Raw genomic sequence first — 16,224 nt, forward strand, 5'->3', positions numbered from 1 at the left:
ATTGGATATTACAGCGGACGAAGTCATCGACGAAACGATGATCGTACCACGGTGAAACGAAATCGCTATGCTTTCGACCTCGCACACAACGTGTGTGTTCGAGACGAGCCCAAATGCATCGATGCCCGTGTTTAGATCGAGTCAGTGATTTCAGCTGTCGGAACTCGATCGATCTGAATGTACTCTGGTGTCGGCGGGAGTGTGCGAATAGGAGTCGGAAATCGAATTGGTCCGGATTGTTCGATAGCCGAAGAGCCCTCGACAGACGTTTGCTCGGAGGGCTGTTCGTAAATGACATTCAAGTCGCTCTCTTCGATCACATCAACTTGATCGATGAATTGAGAGCCAGCTGTCGCTGACCGACAACCAGCAAGACCGCCGTAGCAGTACGATTGGTTGAGATTCTCCAGGCTGTCGCCCAGATCGTTGAGTTCGTTCACAGCTGAATTGCGAACTTCCACGAGGCCGACGAGCGTTCCCGTGACCGCGATCGTTCCAACCAGAACAAGTTCGGAAGAAACAACAAACCCGGATTCGTCTGACAACAGCTGCTTCAGGAAGTTGGCCATTTTATGCCTCACGAGGAATCTCGGTCACAGAGAAATGCGAATTGCAAAGGGAGTAAAGGGGGGTCCTCAAGAAATCTGATTGCCAGTGATCGAAACGACCCGGTTCCAGGAAGACCGTGATCACAAAGCCAGTTTCTCGAGGATTGCCCCGAATTCGCAAAGTCTTCGGATTCTCAGGTCGCCCGACATGCGTCTTCTCCTGTGCTGCCAGAGTGGGTCAATCTCGATGTGGAGAATCTCCGCCCAAGCCGCACATCGCTCCGCCACCGCCCCCTCTTTTACTAGTAAGACGTCTACCCAAGACTCCATTCAACCGCTGCAATCATTGCATTCGCTAATGACCGCAGAACCCATGCCATCACTACAATCAGACCAGAGCCGCGCGTAGCTCAAACGTCTCAAAGAATTGACCTGTCGGACGTTACGACGCCTCAAAAACGACGAGCCGCGATTCAGGTCGATCATCGATTCACCGGCAGCGCTAAGAATCTGAATCAAATTGTTTATCTCACAGACTCGAAATCGTCAGAATCTGAAGTTCGAAGCCGAAACTGAACGATGAGAGACAATGCCACCTTGCTGTCGATTCAATGACAGCGAGACCTCACGTCGTCGTGGATAATTTTCCCTTCGCTCGGACGTGCGAGCAGAAAGTCGGCGACCTCAGTGCCGCCATGAAATTGGACTTACCGGAGGTAACGGAAGTCGATGCTGCGCATGAGCGTGGCGCAGACTGCTGACCAGCGATCGACTGAATCAGGATCGGAGGCGACTGCATCAACAAGCAAATGCTCTTCTTCTTCAGAGAGTTCACGGTTGAGAATGAGTAGCCCAACCCACCGCAGTCGATCAGAAACCGAACTTTCGTGTTCGAGAACTCGCTCCGCAGTCGCGTTCGCACGATCGAGAACAAATTCACTGTTCATCAGGAACAGAGATTGTGGCGAAACCGTGCTTGAAACACGTCTTCCAACCGACAGATTGGGATCAGGGAAGTCGAACACGCCCATCAAATCCGGCAAACGGTTTCGGAAGACGGGGAGGTAGACAGCACGTGTTCCGAATTCGAATTGATAGCCGTACTCGGATTTCGTCTCGGGACGAACTGAGTCTTCCACAGCTGAAAACGTCAGCTCTCCGCTGAACATCAGAAACGCATCGTGAATCGATTCAGCAGTCAATCTCCGACGATTCTGCCGGGAGAACAAGCGGTTATCCGGGTCGGGATGGTTCAGTTCAGGTATGTCGGACGAAAGCTGATATGTGCGACTCAGAACAATCTTGCGAATCAGACTTTTTGTGGACCAATTTCCTTCGATGAAGTCCATGGCCAGATGATCGAGCAATTCGGGGTGTGAAGGAACCTCACCCGGTAACCCAAAATTGTCCACGGTTCGCACCAGACCTGACCCGAAGAGATGATGCCAGATGCGGTTTACGTAGACACGTGCGGTCAATGGGTTGTCGGGGCTCGCGATCCAATTCGCCAGCTCCAGTCGTCCACTTTGGTCACCGGGGAGTTTCTGTCCTCTTTCAGCAATGACTGACAGAAAACCACGTTGGACCGGTTCTCCCAGTTGATGCACATTGCCCCGGATGCAAATCGCGTAGTCGCTGATTTCACCTTCGTCGGAGACGGACATCACAAGCGGTCCCGGCTCCGGAAGCTGTTTTGTCAGTTCTTCGAGTTCCGCACGAAACCCGTTTAACTCGCGGCTTGTGCGTTCGTATTGAACAGCACTCTCGCTTAGATCGAGATTGTCTGAAGACTCAGATTGAGGATCTGGCTTTTTGATCAGTCGAACAGAATCAACAATCGTCATGCCTTTGCCGGAAGACTCGATTGTTAGATGGACTTCGCCGGAAGATTGCACTTCACCGACAGGCTGATATGCCCCTTCAAGTTGAGGCGGCTGACGCTGATCGACTTCAAAGGTCTCCGTCTCTCCAGCTGAAGCGACGACAATTTTTCCGTGCGGAGTACGATTTGCGTGCGAGGTATAGCTGATCTGAACTTCATAGCGAGCTTCGTCCGTGGGGATCACAAATCTCGCGCGCGCTGTGGGATCATCGGAAAACTGATACCCCTCACCGACATAGCCTCCTACGGACTCGCTCGTCTTCCAGCGACCAGACAGCATGGCTTGTGGATCATCGACAACAATTCGCGGCAGTTCCGCTTCCAGGTGTTCCAGAGTCGTCGACAACTTTTGAATTCGCTTCTGAACGTGAGCGATTTCTTTTTCGATTCGTCGTCGAGTGTTTTCAACTTCAGGCGACTGAGGAAGAGCTGTCGTCACCCATTTGGAGACGTTCCCATCAATTGCCGATTGTGTACTCCGAAAAATGCCAGCCATCGCGTAGTAGTCGGCTGTGGGGATTGGATCGAATTTGTGATCATGGCAGCGCGCGCAACCGATGGTCATTCCCAGAAAGACGCGGCCAATGGTGTCGACCTGCTCGTCGACGATGTCCATCCGCAGCTGTTCTTTGTCCTGGTTTTCATAATTGTGTGGTCCGAGAGCGAGGAAACCCGTGGCGACAAGTTGTCGCTGTCGCTCCTGATAATCATCAGCTTCCAGTAAATCACCAGCAATCTGCTGACGCACAAATTCGTCGTACGGAGTATCTCGATTCAATGCATCGATGACGTAATTGCGATACCTCCAGGCTGATCCGTAAAGCATGGAGCGGCCGCCGCCTGTCGAGTCTGAGTAGCGAGCGAGATCGAGCCAGTGCCGCCCCCAGTGTCGACCAAATTCCGGAGACTCCAGCAGTCGATCGACAACATTCTCGATCCGACTCTCGCTGCTGTCTGCCTCAAATTGATGAATCTCCTCGACCGACGGAGGCAATCCCGTCAGATCAAAGTACAACCGGCGGAGCAGGGTGAGATCATTCGCTGGCGGCAGTGGTTCGAGGTTTTCAGCTTCCAGTCGCGCCAAGACGAATCGGTCAATATCGCTCTCTGGCCAGCTTGAGTTTTCAGTCGAAGGAGGGACCGGTCGCTTGAGTGGTTGGAAACTCCAGAACTCTCTTCCTTTTTCGAGATCGATGCCCGCTCGATCGTGTCGAGTCGAAGCGGCTGTTCTCGGGTCGACCGCTCCACTGCGAATCCATTCTTCGAAATCGGCGATCACCTCGTCCGGGAGTTTTTGTCGAGGAGGCATTTCGAATGTTTCATATCGAAGTGCCTCCATCAACGTTCCCTCAGCGGGATTCCCTGCAACCAGTGCGGGTCCGGAATCTCCTCCTTCCAGCAACCCTGCGGAGTGATCGACGAGAAGCCCGCCGCGAAGCGACTTTGAGTCGGCCGAATGACACTCGTAGCAGTGCTCCACCAGAATCGGGCGGATTTTCTTCTCGAAGAACTCGATCTCTTGAGCAGATCCCGCGAGCCCATCCACATCTGCGTTCTGCTGCGAGAATGATTCTGTTGGCAGAACGAAGAGCATGCCCACGATCGCGGTTGCGCCAATCCGACCGGCGCGTTCTCGACACTTTGAAAACATATCAGAATCCGACAAACTTCGATTTCTTTCCGGATGTCAACAACACTACCATATTGTCAGACTTGTGTCTTGAATTGAATGGAAGCCACATGAACGCCGACAAAACCAACTTTCAAATTCTGCCTGGCCAGGACGAGCTCGACTCGATGGATCGGGATCTCAAGTTTCATCCCAGCACGGTCCAGAATCCGTCACGGCTGACTGCGGATCAAGTCGAACACTTCAATGAGAACGGCTTCGTTCGGCCGATTCCGATTTTTGATGACGCGGAAGTCACCAAAATGAGGAGTTACTTCGATGACCTTCTGAATAAAGTCATCGCATCCGGCGGGGACAGCTATTCCATCAGTTCCGCCCACCTGAAGTATGGAAACGTTTACGACATCCTGACGGACAGCCGAATTGTGGAAGCTGTCAGCGACATCCTCGGGGAGAATGTTGTCGGCTGGGGCTCTCACTTCTTTTGCAAAATGCCCGGAGACGGGAAAGCAGTCGCTTGGCATCAAGATGCGAGCTATTGGCCGCTCAGCCCATCCAAAGCTGTGACAGTCTGGCTAGCGATCGATGATGCGGATATCGAAAACGCCTGCATGAAATTCATCGGCGGAAGTCACCACTCCGGACATCTGACCTACCGGCCAAGTGCGCCCGGCGACCACAACGTCCTGAACCAAACCGTCGAGAATCCGGAGCAATACGGCGACGTTGTTTACGACGAGCTGAAAGCGGGCGAAATCTCAATTCACTCCGATCTGCTGCTCCATGGATCCGAAGCGAACATGAGCGATCGTCGCCGATGTGGACTGACGCTTCGGTACGCTTCAACGGACGTCGTCGCTGGTCTGGGATGGAACGAGAAGGGCGTTCTCGTTCGAGGTTCCGACCCTGCAGGCAACTGGTCGAATCGGAATCGACCGACTGAAGACTAGATGAAACTGCTCTAGATTGGGCATCTCAGTTGTTTTGTGACTGAGGTGCTCGCGGGAAGAGGATCACTAACTCGGCCTGGATCAGACAATCGCGAGAGACCATCTTCGATTGAGCCCTCATTCTGTGGGCTGTTTTATCGATCGACGTCGAAGCTGAGCGGATTCTCTGACGTTGGATCAGCGACGCGAAGGGTCACGTTTCCATCGAGCACGTCGATGAGAATGCTTCCGCAGACTTCTCCGCGCCATCCATCGAAGAGTTTAGGAGTTGGTCCCTGTCGCTTATCGAAGACGTGCCAGCGAACCAATTCTTTGAGATCCGCACTTGTCCCGACAAGCGGCATGGAAAAGCCGAGTTCCTGGCAACGGTTTGCCAGCGCCAGTCCCAGGATTCGAGCCAGCACTTCGTCTTGCGACGGGTAGCTGGTGTTCCTGGTTGAGACCGGAAGATCCTCGTCAGGGCTCTCCAGCGATTCTTTCACAACGTCGACAATATCTTTTGCGTGACGCTGATAATCTCGCCGGTTCATGTCGCGAACCATGTTGAGTTCTTTGACCGTCTTTGGATGACGCTTGGCGACGTCGACCAACAGATCATCTCTTAGAACTCTGCGGGCGGGTTTGTTTTCAATTTCAGCGAGTCTGTCACGCCAAAGAAACAAATCGCGAGCGGTTCCCATATCGCGCCGACTGAGCCGCGAATACCCGGGAAGCTTTAGCCAACCGTCACGATCTTCTTCCCCGATGATGGTTTGGACGAATCTCTCGAATTCGCTCAACGCCCAGTTCAAGCGACCGGCCGCTTCCAATGACTCAGCTTGCGTCTGCCAGATTTCTCGCAAATAGCGTACGTCATCGAGAGCATAACTAAGCTGTCTGTCCAGCAGCGGACGACGTTCCCAGTCCGTGCGTGTCTCCTTCCCGTGCTTCACGTTCTTTCCGAGCACTCTCGAAACGAGATTCGTGTGAGACAGCGGATACCCACGTGAGCGAAGGCCCTCAGCAATCTGCGTATCGACCAGTTTGCGCGGTCGATCGTTTGTCGCGAACTGACAAAAACGAATCTCTTCGCGTCCGCCATGCACCACTACGGTGGTTTCGTCATCAATCATGATGTCCCACCAGGACGTCAGATTGTCGACGCGCAAGGGATCGACGGCACAAATGACGTCATCGACTGCGAATTGGAGCAGGCAGAGCTTCGGTCGATAGTACGATTCGGAGACGAATTCGGTATCGAATGCAACGAGACCTGCTTTTCGAATTCGTTCGCAAAGTCTTTCAAATTCTGGTTGTGAAGTCAGCAATGACACAGTGTTGGCGGATCTAGCTGAAGAACTTCGTTGAGAAATGAGATCGCCAGATTAAACGAGAGAGAGTTTTCTCGCAATCATCTTCCCAGATCCATTCCCCGCAGCTGTCCCGGAAATGCCGTGACCAATTTCTGAGAATCTTCGTTTGTGATTCGATGGAAAGGCGAATCCGGGAAAGAACCGCGACCGAAGAAAATTCGTTGCGTGAAGGCTCTCCCCAGAGAAGTTTGCAGTAGTAACCAACCGAAATCTATCATCGAACGGCTGCGAATTGATTCCAGAATCGTTCTCAACATCTTTCGTTTCAAAAAGCGTCGCTTCCAGATCCGAGAGTGATACAACTTGGTAATGTCATTGAGGTTTCCATCGAGCAGATCATCGACAACACCCGCTGCAAACTGCGACAGTCGAAGGCACGGGTCAAGCCCTCCAGCTGTGAGAGGAGAGACCGCTCCGGAAGCATCTCCAACGAGCAGGCCGCGGGGACTACCGATTTGCGGCAAGAGCCCGCCGACTGGGATGCGCCCGCCACGCTTTTCAATTAAGCGACCACAGGGTACGCCCATCCAGCGCCGATTCCATGATTCGAACTCCTCGAGTGCCTGAACCGGGGAGAATCGTTGAGGGTTCCCACCAACCCCCACGTGGACTTCTTCACCATCGTCGACCACCCAGGCCAGATACCCCGGTGCAAGTCTGGGATCGATCAGGCAATGCATTCTCGGAGCTTCGCAGTTACTTATGCTCTCAAAGACCTTCTCCACGCCAGCGATCATGCGCTTGTTCTGGCTTAAATTCAGAGCCCGAGCGACTCGGGAGTCGACGCCATCTGCCCCGATCAAAAATCGCGTGCGGATGCGATCGGTTATGTTGGCAGACTGAAGAGCGATGTCGTAGCCCTCGTCACTTGAGACTGCCTTGAGACATTCCGAAGGCGATAACTCGATGCCGGAGAATCTCGTCCCTAAACGGACTTGGGCACCTTCGCTTTGACAGTCTTCGAGCATCCTGGAATAGAGTTGCCCCATTTTCCCGACTCGAAACTCACAGTGCGGGCTTTGAATGGAGAAGGACTTTCCACTCGGAGAATAAAGCGAGACGTCCCGAATCGGCGGGCCGAGCAGTTCGTCGGGGAACGAAAAATCTTCGAGGGACCTGCGGACAAAAATCCCGGTCGTGTGGACCCGTTGGCGAAGGTCTTGTTTCGCGTCAACCAGTAACACAATTCGTCCCAGTTGGGCCAGCCTTCGCGTGACTTCCAGCCCAGCGAGCCCAGCCCCGATCACGACCACGTCATAGGATTTCTGGCACTCCGATCTTGAAGATCCCTTGGATACGTCAGGCATCGAACTTCTCCACTACTGAACCATAACGAACTGGAAACGTGGATTACAATTTACTTGGTATTGCAAAGTATAAGTGCAAATGATGACTGCAATGTTGGAGTTGGTTAATTGACATCGAGCAAACGAACGTAATTCGTGAACCTTCTGAATCTCAGAGGGAACGAAGGGCACAGCGTGCGGAATTAAACCCCCGGGATTGGTTGGACTTTCGTCGTGTTGGGAAAATGCTCAGCGGCGGTGGAAGCTTCCTCAACAACACTCTTCAACTCTGAGAGGTAGCTTAAGAATTGCTCGCGTCCATATGACGTCATTTGCACGAGTGTCTGTTTCGTTCGGCCCGAGCCGCTCTTATTCAATTCAATCAGCCCACCTTCCGTGAGAACCTTGAGATGCCGACTCAGGTTTCCATCAGTCAGATCGCACAGTTCCTTCAACTCAGGAAACGGAATTCCATCGGGGGACATCATGAGTGAGGTCATGATCCCCAAGCGTGCTCGCTCATGGATCATGCGGTCAAGCCCCTCAAACGCAAATCTTCCTGACTCAGTCATGGGCTCCTCCCGCAGAAAGCGATGGTCGTTCGAGTGTCCAATAAAGAATGAACGCGCTAAGTGCCTGACCCACGACGAAGGTGACCACCATCTCTGTCCCGTCGAGCGGTCTGCTTCCCCAAGACAGCACCGCGCTTCCGCTGAGGATGTAATAAGCACCGCTCAACAGCGTCCACTGCGGCAAAACAAACTGCGATGCACAAACCCCCAAGCCGAAAAGAATCGCCCAGAGTCCAGGCAGCATCCAGATCTGATCTTCTGCAACTTTCAGAATTGCGAAGGTGACTCCAGCACCCGCCAACAGCGACGGGAACATCGCAAGCATTGCGGATCTGAAGAGTTTCCGATCACTTCGAGTCGAAATCGTGCGACTCCGCCAAACCAAAACCGCTCCTGCGATCACGAGATTCAAAATCGCAATTGTCGCCCAGTAGTAAACAAACCGGGCAGGGGAGTGATCGGATGAGATCACCAGCGATTGCCCGAGTACTCCCAACAAACCACTGATCGCTGACAACAAAACCAGTCGCGACCGATACCCACGAAACCAGGTCGTTCGACTCAGAGCCGTTTCGATCGATTCGATGCGACGAAGCGCGTCATCATAGTTCATGTGCGGACACCAGTTCGACTATCTTTGCAATGCAAAGTAAACCGAATGGCGTGGATTGTCAACGTTTTACATCACTGAATAACGACAAGGACAACGAGGCTGTCTTACATCACTCCTAAAGAGCACTCATTAGGATGATCCCCACAAACACGTCGTACAAAACGTGGCTGCCGACCGCGATTCCAAAACCTCGAAGACAGAAAACGACTCCAAACAGCCCACCGGCGATCAATCGAAAGACGTAGCTGAACCAGAAGTCGGGATTGTCGACGATGGTCTGAGTTGTGTTCAACAACACTTGTGGCGAAAACATCGAAAGTGGCCCGACGTAGTGTGCCGTTGCGAACATCCAGCTTGAAGCAACAATTGCCAGGATCAATGAGAAGAGACGCGGAACGCGGCACAAACGCAGCCCGATGAAGACAACCGGAATCAGCATCATCCGGAAAATCATTTCCTCGTACAGCCCCGCCCCGAGAAACGCAATCAGCTGAGTCGTCGCAGTGACTGCTTCCTCCGGTTCGCCGCTGATATCCATCGGAAAAGAGAGTGCCAGAAGCTGTCCGAGGAAGATGAGCACCATCGCAAAGATCAGGCTCTCTGCCAGCATCCCGAGAATTGTTTCCAGCTTACAACTCCATGATCGGTGAGCGATGAGTTGCCAGGACAACAGGCAGAGCGGAGCGAGAATGGGTACGAGGAACGGCGCCCCCCATCCCACCTCATTCCCGACTTGACGAATCCAAAGGTCAGCGCCGTTACGATGAGCAGCCAGACTGGAGTGGAAGACGACTCCCATTTCGTAAACGAGAAGCATTGGGAGAATGAACAGCGTCGAAGGCCACGGTTCTCGCGCCATCGACCAGTAACAGGCCTCCGAATTCTGATTGTTTTGCTTGGTTACTAGCATGATTAGTCACTACGCGAGACCGAACGCACTTCGTCGGTCTCAGCCAGCCATCGATCGACATCCCCTGATCGCCATGGCAACAGGTTGGGCTTCGGTTCTTCTCCGGTCATTTCTGCCGGTCGTCGGGAGATATCAGTTTCATCGACGGATTGGGGGCGGTCAGCGAAGAGAGTGACACCACAACCTTGTGGAAAAATGGGGAAGCCGGCGAATCAATAGCGCTAACCCGATTGCAAGAGTCGTGCATTCCAGAATGGTGCTGCGAATCGATCAAATTCTGCCGGTATTCAGTGCCGATGCTTCGAGCAAACGGTGATGACTTTCCCGAACCAGTTGTTCCACCACGCGGTCAATTCCGGTCCAAATCGGTTCGCGAACAAATTCAGATGCTTGATTGTCTGAATCTGCGGGTCTTACAATTTTTGACAGGTTCGCTGAGCAAGTCGTCCGCCCATGAAGAGAACCTCCCAGAATCCTTTTTCCAGGGACTCTACGATGAGCGTACCGCTGTCGATTGATTCCGACCGAATTGAACTGAGGCAGAAGATGAAATTCGCAGTCTGCTGTGACTGTTGCTGACCGGCGTGAGGCCGGTCGACTCGCATTTCTGCCTGTCAGAAATTGCTCTCACCTGAACGCTCGGTCAATGACCTGACGTCGGGTCGGAAAGATGCTTTGGCTTATTCTTCTGCTTCGCTCAATCTTCTCAGGGACAGTTCCATGGCTGCCGATTTTCGCCTCAAAGAACAACTGCACACACTGACCGACCGAATCGTCGAGAGCTATCAAGAAATCGGGAGAATCAATCATCTCGGTCATTGCCCGCTCCCCAGCTCGGCGATCGTCGTCGAAATCATCGATGACTTAAAAGAACTTCTCTATCCCGGCTATCGCCGCCGACAGACTCTTCACATGGGAAATGTGACCTATTTCGTCGGCGACTTGATCGATTCTCTGCATGACAAGCTGACCCAACAGTTTGCTCGAGCCTTGCGTTATGAATATGACCTGAAGTACGGAAAAGACTGTGATCGACGCAAGCTGATGGACTTCGAAGCCCGCGGCCAGCAGGAAGCGATCAAGTTTCTTGAATCGATTCCAAGCTTGCGACATCTGCTCGTGACGGATGTTGAAGCAGCTTATGATGGTGACCCAGCTGCAAGTGGACTGGACGAAATTATCTTCTGCTACCCCGGCCTCGAAGCCGTCACGGTGCACCGCATCGCCCATCAACTCTACCGGCAAGGCATTCCGCTCATCCCCCGGATTATGTCAGAGTGGTCGCACAACCAGACCGGAATTGATATTCATCCCGGAGCTCAGATCGGTCCATCATTCTTCATAGATCATGGAACGGGAGTCGTGATTGGCGAAACATGTGAGATTGGAACCAAGGTCAAAATTTACCAAGGTGTGACTCTCGGGGCGTTGAGTTTTGCCAAAGACAGCGACGGAAACCTTGTTCGTGGCACAAAGCGTCACCCAACAATCGAAGATGGAGTGGTGATTTATGCCAATGCGACCATCCTCGGCGGCGAAACGGTTGTCGGAACCAATTCGGTAATCGGAGCGAGTGTCTGGCTGACGAAAAGCGTCCCGCCCAATACCGTCGTCACCATCGAAACACCATCACTTCGCCTCCGCGAAGCGAGTTAGACTCGATTCTACGCGTCACAGTCACAGCATTGCCGACGCAGCATTCGTCGTCCAAAGCTGCGATCGGACGTTCTTCAATCATCGGTCGCCCTCAGGCTCTCTCTATTTAGAGTCAGTCTGAGGGCTTTCTTGTGTATCAGGCCGTTAAAGACACTCGAATCGCTGCTTCTGATCGACCGTGCACAGAGCTGACGAGCGGACTCTTGACCCGCTTCTCAACGCAATTGCTTGTCAGATCCGGCAATCATCCAATGACCTCTGGAGAGTTCGTACTCGATCAGGAGGTGATTACTGCGAATGTCATTGGGTAAAACTCCCCAAATTACCAGATAGCCTTACAACCGGACTTTCGGGTTCAAGTCGGGCAATTTGTCGCTGTGAGGCAACGGTCAAGGTGGAATTTCGTCGACACTGTCGGAATTTCTCTTCGGGGAGGCCACCCGAACAAATCCATAAACACCGATCCATAACACATTCTTCACATCACCTCCAAGACTGCCAAATATACCTAAGCTCTATGCTCTGCAATGTTTACATCACGTCCAACAGGCCTTACCCCCGTTCACGAATCGGCTGCTGTCAATTCAGGAGTTCGGAATTCTGAAATTTATTTCCAATTCCAATCCAATTGACTGGACATTGATAGAGGGGGTCATGGTAAATTAGGCAGAATCCCACCCCGGGCCGTTTCCGGGTACACCCAGATTGGGAAATTTTGGAAGAGTTCTCGTTGCACCTTGGAGAAATGAACTATGAACAAACTTGGCATTTTCGCTGCAGCTATGCTCGCTTTGTCCGTCGGACAAGCAGCAAACGCTGACATCACTTTTACGCAAGCTCAGCTTGCTGCGTTGTCTTTCGACAGCGCAACCGGAACTCCAGTCACTCTGTCTGGGTTCTTCAACACTGCTGGAACTCATGATGATGGTACACCTATGGGTGGAATTCAGGGGATTCAACAGGATGCCCGATCCACTTTCGGTGGCGCTTACGACATCCTTTACGGTGTTGACGTTGCAATCGACGCAACTGGCCACAACAACCTGACTCTTGAGTTCTCAAACGACAACGACAGCACCTGGATGGGTGGCCTGTGGGTCGAAGACGGGTCCGGAGCACGCGTTCTTAGTGCTACGACTTCACTTCCAGCTCTTGGCCCTCCAGGAGTTCCAACTCGTCTGTCCGTCAGCCTCGCTGGCATCGACGCATCTGACATCGTCAAAATTGGTGTCATCATCGGAGCAACTGGCTTGGGAACTCCTCCAAGCCCTAGTGCTGTCGACACTTTGCACATGTCATTCGCACCAGTTCCAGAACCAGGTACGATGATCCTTTGGGGAACTTTCGCCGCTCTCGGTGGTGTTCCTGCTCTGCGACGTCGTCGCCAGGCATAGTCCTGACTGCGATTCAGTTTCCGGGCAAAATTGAAGTTGATACGTAAAAGAGGAGATTGGTGGGAATGGTGTTGTTTCTGAGTCTCGGGATTGAGGCTCAGTAGGGTGGTTACAGGGCACCCCTCGGCCCTGCCAGGGAAGAGACCAGAAGGTCTATTTGGATTGCAGCCACTTGAAGACTTCCCCGATTCCTGGGTGTACAATCGCTTTAAAGTACTCGTCGACTAAGCTTTGAAACTACTGATTCTCCAAGGCCAGCAAGCAATTGCTGGCTTTGGTTTTTTTATGGGCTCCTACAAAGCGCCACTCAGCCCTTCGTTCATTCTAACGAGAGGATGAACGACTCGGATTGACGGAAATGCACTCCCGATTTGAAGGACTTGATGATTGTCTTGCGGCGCGAGCAATGTTGGCTTACTCAACACTTCAGAACAGCAAGAAGCAGCGTCAAGCAAACACCCGATCAAGGATATCTGAGAGAGACTGATCGTTTGCTCGAAATGTCTCAGCCTGAAAGACGAGTCGAACCGAGAGTGGCTCGATTCGCCGTCTTCAAACTCGAATTTCGGAGACGAATGTGGTTGGAGAAGTGTCGCAGGAATTACAAATCGCGGCTGTGAGACGTGTAGATTGTACAAGGATCTGACCGGCTGCTATTCGATCGCAACATCGCTGAATTGCGTAACACATTTGAAAGTAGACTTTTACGAATTGCACAGCCAAAGAATAGCTGACTCTGGCACGCACCGTGCTTTAATCTTTTCTCGGTGATTGAGAGACAAAAGAATTGAGACGCTTTTGTCGCTGAGGAGTCTTTCGGCCCCTTGAGAAAGGGCTGAATTGATCGAACCACTATAAAATCGAAACAGGCCGAGCGGTGTGAGAACCGTTCGGCCTGTTTCAGTTTGTCGTGTCAATTCGAGCAGCTTCAGGATGCAGATCAAGCTGTATTCACCGAACCAACGAAATCGTGTGGGTGACTGAGTTGGACAGAAGATCGCCTACGAAGTGCTCTCTGGAGACGGGGAATCACTTTCGATGGTTTGGATCTGGTCCCGCAATCGAGCGGCGAGTTCGTAGCGTTCATCGTCGATGGCTGATTTGAGTTCGTTCTTCAAACGAATCAGCTCGTAGTGCTGACGGCGATCATCGGAGACCTTCGGCGGAAACTTTCCAACATGCTGCGTTTCGCCGTGATGAATGCTCTCCAGAATCGGAATGAGTTGGTTGTGGAACAATTCATAGCAATTTGGACATCCAAGACGTCCCTGGCTGCGGAAGAGTTTGAATGTCATTCCGCAGTGCGGACACGCCTGTTCTCGCTCTTCAGGCGTATCCGACTCGATTGATCCGACTCCGCCGATTGACAGAGGATCATCGATGTCATCGGGAATTCCCCCAACTTCAACGGTGCTGAGATAGTCTTTCGCACATTGTTCGCAGAGATGAACGGAAACAGATTTTCCGCTCTTCAGTTCGGTGATATGAAGGGTCGCCTGTTTTGTGCATCGTAGACATTTCTTCATGACACCCTCGATTCAAAGAGATTTCCGTCGATTTTTGCAGTTCCTGCCGCAGCTTTCGAAGCGTGGCCATTGCAAGCAATGGGCGCAGCAAGACTATGAAGCTCTGATTTTTTGCAATTCTATTGCGGTGGCGAGTGAAGTCAATTCGAGGAGACACGTCCGTTGAGGACCCCTTTGAAGTCGCTATCATTGCGACTGAACGTTTTCACCCAGGATTGATGATGCATCATACGCCGACTTTCGAAGAGTTCCGCTCGAGTCAGTTTCATTCCAAGCTGATCCCGGTTTTCCGAAAGCTCTACAGTGACACACTCACGCCAGTCACTGCATTCTGTAAGGCAAACTGGTCGCGTGAAGCGTTTCTGTTTGAGAGCGTTGTGGGTGGCGAAAAGGTTGGCCGCTACAGCTTTCTCGGAGGGAATCCGTACTTACGGCTCGAAGCATACGGCAATGAACTTGAGGTGACTCAAGATGGCGTTACCGAACGACAAACTGTTTCGGACCCGTTGGCGACGCTCGCGGAGATGATCGAAAACTACCCGTCCGAGCATCATCATGGGCTTCCGCGATTCGTGGGTGGGGCCGTTGGTTATGCTGGCTATGATGTGGTGAGGTACAGCGAAGACCTGCCTTCGCCGCCGGAAGACGACCGACAGCTTCCCGATCTGTCATTCGCGTTCTATGAGTCGATGATCATTTTTGATCACATAGAGAAAACGATTATCGTCGTCGCTCATGCTCGAACGGACACCGACGACCTCAAAACGGAATACGAGCAAGCGTGTTCACGAGTCGACGAACTGTGTCATCGGCTGCAGCAGCCTCTCGGAACTCTGGCCGTACCTGATGTGATTTCGAAAGTTGATCCGGTTTCGAACTGGGTTTCCAACTTTTCTGAAGCTGAGTACTGCGAAGCGGTCGAAAAGTGTAAATCTTACATTCGAGCTGGCGACATCTTTCAGGTGGTGCTCAGTCAAAGACTCGAGTTGGAAACGAGTGTTGCGCCGCTGGATGTTTACCGGGCATTAAGGGTCGTCAATCCCAGCCCGTTCATGTTTCTGCTTCAGACGCCGAAGACAACACTGGTCGGAAGCTCCCCTGAGATTATGGTCCGGGTCGAAGATCGTGAGACCACAATCCGTCCGCTGGCTGGGACTCGCAAGCGAGGTGAAACCGAGGCAGAAGATCAGGCGCTTGCGGAAGAACTTGTCGCAGATCCTAAAGAACGTGCCGAACACGTAATGCTGGTGGACCTTGCGAGAAACGACGTGGGGCGAATCGCTGACTACGGGACTGTCAGTCTCAGCGATGTGATGGTTGTCGAGCGATACAGCCATGTGATGCACATCACTTCGAATGTGAAGGGGCATTTGCGAGACGGGCTGACAAGCCTCGACGCTCTCCGGGCTGGGCTCCCAGCTGGAACGGTTTCCGGTGCTCCGAAAGTTCGAGCGATGGAAATCATCGATGAGCTCGAACGACATCGACGCGGACCTTATGCCGGAGCGGTTGGCTACATCGATTTCACAGGGAATATGGATACCTGTATTGCACTGCGTACGCTCGTGATGACCGGAAACAAGGCGTATGTGCAAGCTGGTGCGGGGATTGTGGCTGACAGCGTGCCGGAAGCGGAGTATCAGGAGACGCTGAACAAAGCCCGGGGACTGCTGACGGCAATCGCTCTCGCTGAGGCAATTCAAGAGAGTGAAGAGTAGAGTCGCGCAGGTCGGTTCCTGAATGCGCTGTTGCGCCGCTCCACTAATAACTTTTCGACAACTACTGCCGGTTTTGCAGCTGTTTTCCGAATCGATCTCACTCTTTGAATCGCACGCTATCTATCAGCGATTGCTCCATTGCGATCATGTCACGAGCCGCAAAAGTTCTCGCTGGCCGCATGTGAGA

The 16,224-nt window shown here is 52.5% G+C and carries 12 protein-coding genes; 4 read left to right on the top strand and 8 right to left on the bottom strand.

The genetic code is table 11. The features are described from left to right. Positions 1 to 131: 131 nt before the first annotated feature. The gene (locus AB1L42_RS20565; protein WP_367060751.1) at positions 132 to 569 is read right to left on the bottom strand and encodes a branched-chain amino acid aminotransferase; all 438 of its coding nucleotides are present in this window, start codon (positions 567 to 569) and stop codon (positions 132 to 134) included. A gap of 686 nt (positions 570 to 1,255) precedes the next feature. After that, positions 1,256 to 4,081, bottom strand: coding sequence for a DUF1549 domain-containing protein (locus AB1L42_RS20570; protein WP_367060754.1), 2,826 nt, complete (start codon positions 4,079 to 4,081; stop codon positions 1,256 to 1,258). 89 nt (positions 4,082 to 4,170) lie between these two features. Here AB1L42_RS20570 and AB1L42_RS20575 point away from each other — a divergent pair, with 89 nt between their 5' ends. Continuing rightward, complete coding sequence (locus AB1L42_RS20575) at positions 4,171 to 5,010, top strand: phytanoyl-CoA dioxygenase family protein (RefSeq protein WP_367060757.1); 840 nt, start codon at positions 4,171 to 4,173, stop codon at positions 5,008 to 5,010. 134 nt (positions 5,011 to 5,144) lie between these two features. Here the strand turns inward: AB1L42_RS20575 and AB1L42_RS20580 are convergent, their stop codons facing one another. From AB1L42_RS20580 to AB1L42_RS20600, 5 genes are all read right to left on the bottom strand, one after another. After that, entirely contained in the window at positions 5,145 to 6,323 is a 1,179-nt protein-coding gene (locus tag AB1L42_RS20580) for an HRDC domain-containing protein (protein WP_367060760.1), read from the bottom strand. A 77-nt stretch (positions 6,324 to 6,400) separates the two neighbouring features. Continuing rightward, positions 6,401 to 7,669, bottom strand: coding sequence for an NAD(P)/FAD-dependent oxidoreductase (locus AB1L42_RS20585; protein WP_367060763.1), 1,269 nt, complete (start codon positions 7,667 to 7,669; stop codon positions 6,401 to 6,403). A gap of 182 nt (positions 7,670 to 7,851) precedes the next feature. After that, positions 7,852 to 8,220 carry a transcriptional regulator gene (locus AB1L42_RS20590; protein ID WP_367060766.1) on the bottom strand — a complete coding sequence of 123 codons (369 nt, stop codon included), beginning with the start codon at positions 8,218 to 8,220 and terminating at the stop codon, positions 7,852 to 7,854. Further along, the gene (locus tag AB1L42_RS20595; RefSeq protein ID WP_367060769.1) at positions 8,213 to 8,833 is read right to left on the bottom strand and encodes a hypothetical protein; all 621 of its coding nucleotides are present in this window, start codon (positions 8,831 to 8,833) and stop codon (positions 8,213 to 8,215) included. The genes AB1L42_RS20590 and AB1L42_RS20595 overlap by 8 nt, the downstream gene beginning before the upstream one ends. A 115-nt stretch (positions 8,834 to 8,948) precedes the next feature. Beyond that, positions 8,949 to 9,743: a CPBP family glutamic-type intramembrane protease gene (locus AB1L42_RS20600; protein ID WP_367060772.1), complete on the bottom strand. Its 795-nt coding sequence runs from the start codon at positions 9,741 to 9,743 to the stop codon at positions 8,949 to 8,951. A gap of 720 nt (positions 9,744 to 10,463) precedes the next feature. On the opposite strand from AB1L42_RS20600, the gene epsC reads away from it, so the two are divergent. Both epsC and AB1L42_RS20610 read left to right on the top strand, forming a co-directional pair. Continuing rightward, positions 10,464 to 11,399, top strand: coding sequence for a serine O-acetyltransferase EpsC (gene epsC / locus AB1L42_RS20605; protein ID WP_146511447.1), 936 nt, complete (start codon positions 10,464 to 10,466; stop codon positions 11,397 to 11,399). A 752-nt stretch (positions 11,400 to 12,151) separates the two neighbouring features. After that, positions 12,152 to 12,793 (top strand): hypothetical protein, encoded by a 642-nt coding sequence (locus tag AB1L42_RS20610; protein WP_367060776.1) that lies wholly within the window; start codon positions 12,152 to 12,154, stop codon positions 12,791 to 12,793. Between the two features lie 1,001 nt (positions 12,794 to 13,794). Here the strand turns inward: AB1L42_RS20610 and AB1L42_RS20615 are convergent. Next, positions 13,795 to 14,319: a UvrB/UvrC motif-containing protein gene (locus tag AB1L42_RS20615; RefSeq protein ID WP_367060779.1), complete on the bottom strand. Its 525-nt coding sequence runs from the start codon at positions 14,317 to 14,319 to the stop codon at positions 13,795 to 13,797. A 221-nt stretch (positions 14,320 to 14,540) separates the two neighbouring features. On the opposite strand from AB1L42_RS20615, the gene trpE reads away from it, so the two are divergent. After that, entirely contained in the window at positions 14,541 to 16,037 is a 1,497-nt protein-coding gene (gene trpE / locus AB1L42_RS20620; RefSeq protein WP_367060806.1) for an anthranilate synthase component I, read from the top strand. Positions 16,038 to 16,224: the final 187 nt, after the last annotated feature.

Source organism: Thalassoglobus sp. JC818, assembly GCF_040717535.1.
GTDB lineage: Bacteria > Planctomycetota > Planctomycetia > Planctomycetales > Planctomycetaceae > Thalassoglobus.

Excerpts from the sequence above, each read along its gene's own strand:
- AB1L42_RS20565 (WP_367060751.1), bottom strand. The coding sequence starts at position 569 with ATGGCCAACTTCCTGAAGCAGCTGTTGTCAGACGAATCCGGGTTTGTT.
- AB1L42_RS20570 (WP_367060754.1), bottom strand. The coding sequence starts at position 4,081 with ATGTTTTCAAAGTGTCGAGAACGCGCCGGTCGGATTGGCGCAACCGCG.
- AB1L42_RS20575 (WP_367060757.1), top strand. The coding sequence starts at position 4,171 with ATGAACGCCGACAAAACCAACTTTCAAATTCTGCCTGGCCAGGACGAG.
- AB1L42_RS20585 (WP_367060763.1), bottom strand. The coding sequence starts at position 7,669 with ATGCCTGACGTATCCAAGGGATCTTCAAGATCGGAGTGCCAGAAATCC.
- AB1L42_RS20590 (WP_367060766.1), bottom strand. The coding sequence starts at position 8,220 with ATGACTGAGTCAGGAAGATTTGCGTTTGAGGGGCTTGACCGCATGATC.
- AB1L42_RS20595 (WP_367060769.1), bottom strand. The coding sequence starts at position 8,833 with ATGAACTATGATGACGCGCTTCGTCGCATCGAATCGATCGAAACGGCT.
- AB1L42_RS20600 (WP_367060772.1), bottom strand. The coding sequence starts at position 9,743 with ATGCTAGTAACCAAGCAAAACAATCAGAATTCGGAGGCCTGTTACTGG.
- epsC (WP_146511447.1), top strand. The coding sequence starts at position 10,464 with ATGGCTGCCGATTTTCGCCTCAAAGAACAACTGCACACACTGACCGAC.
- AB1L42_RS20610 (WP_367060776.1), top strand. The coding sequence starts at position 12,152 with ATGAACAAACTTGGCATTTTCGCTGCAGCTATGCTCGCTTTGTCCGTC.
- AB1L42_RS20615 (WP_367060779.1), bottom strand. The coding sequence starts at position 14,319 with ATGAAGAAATGTCTACGATGCACAAAACAGGCGACCCTTCATATCACC.
- trpE (WP_367060806.1), top strand. The coding sequence starts at position 14,541 with ATGCATCATACGCCGACTTTCGAAGAGTTCCGCTCGAGTCAGTTTCAT.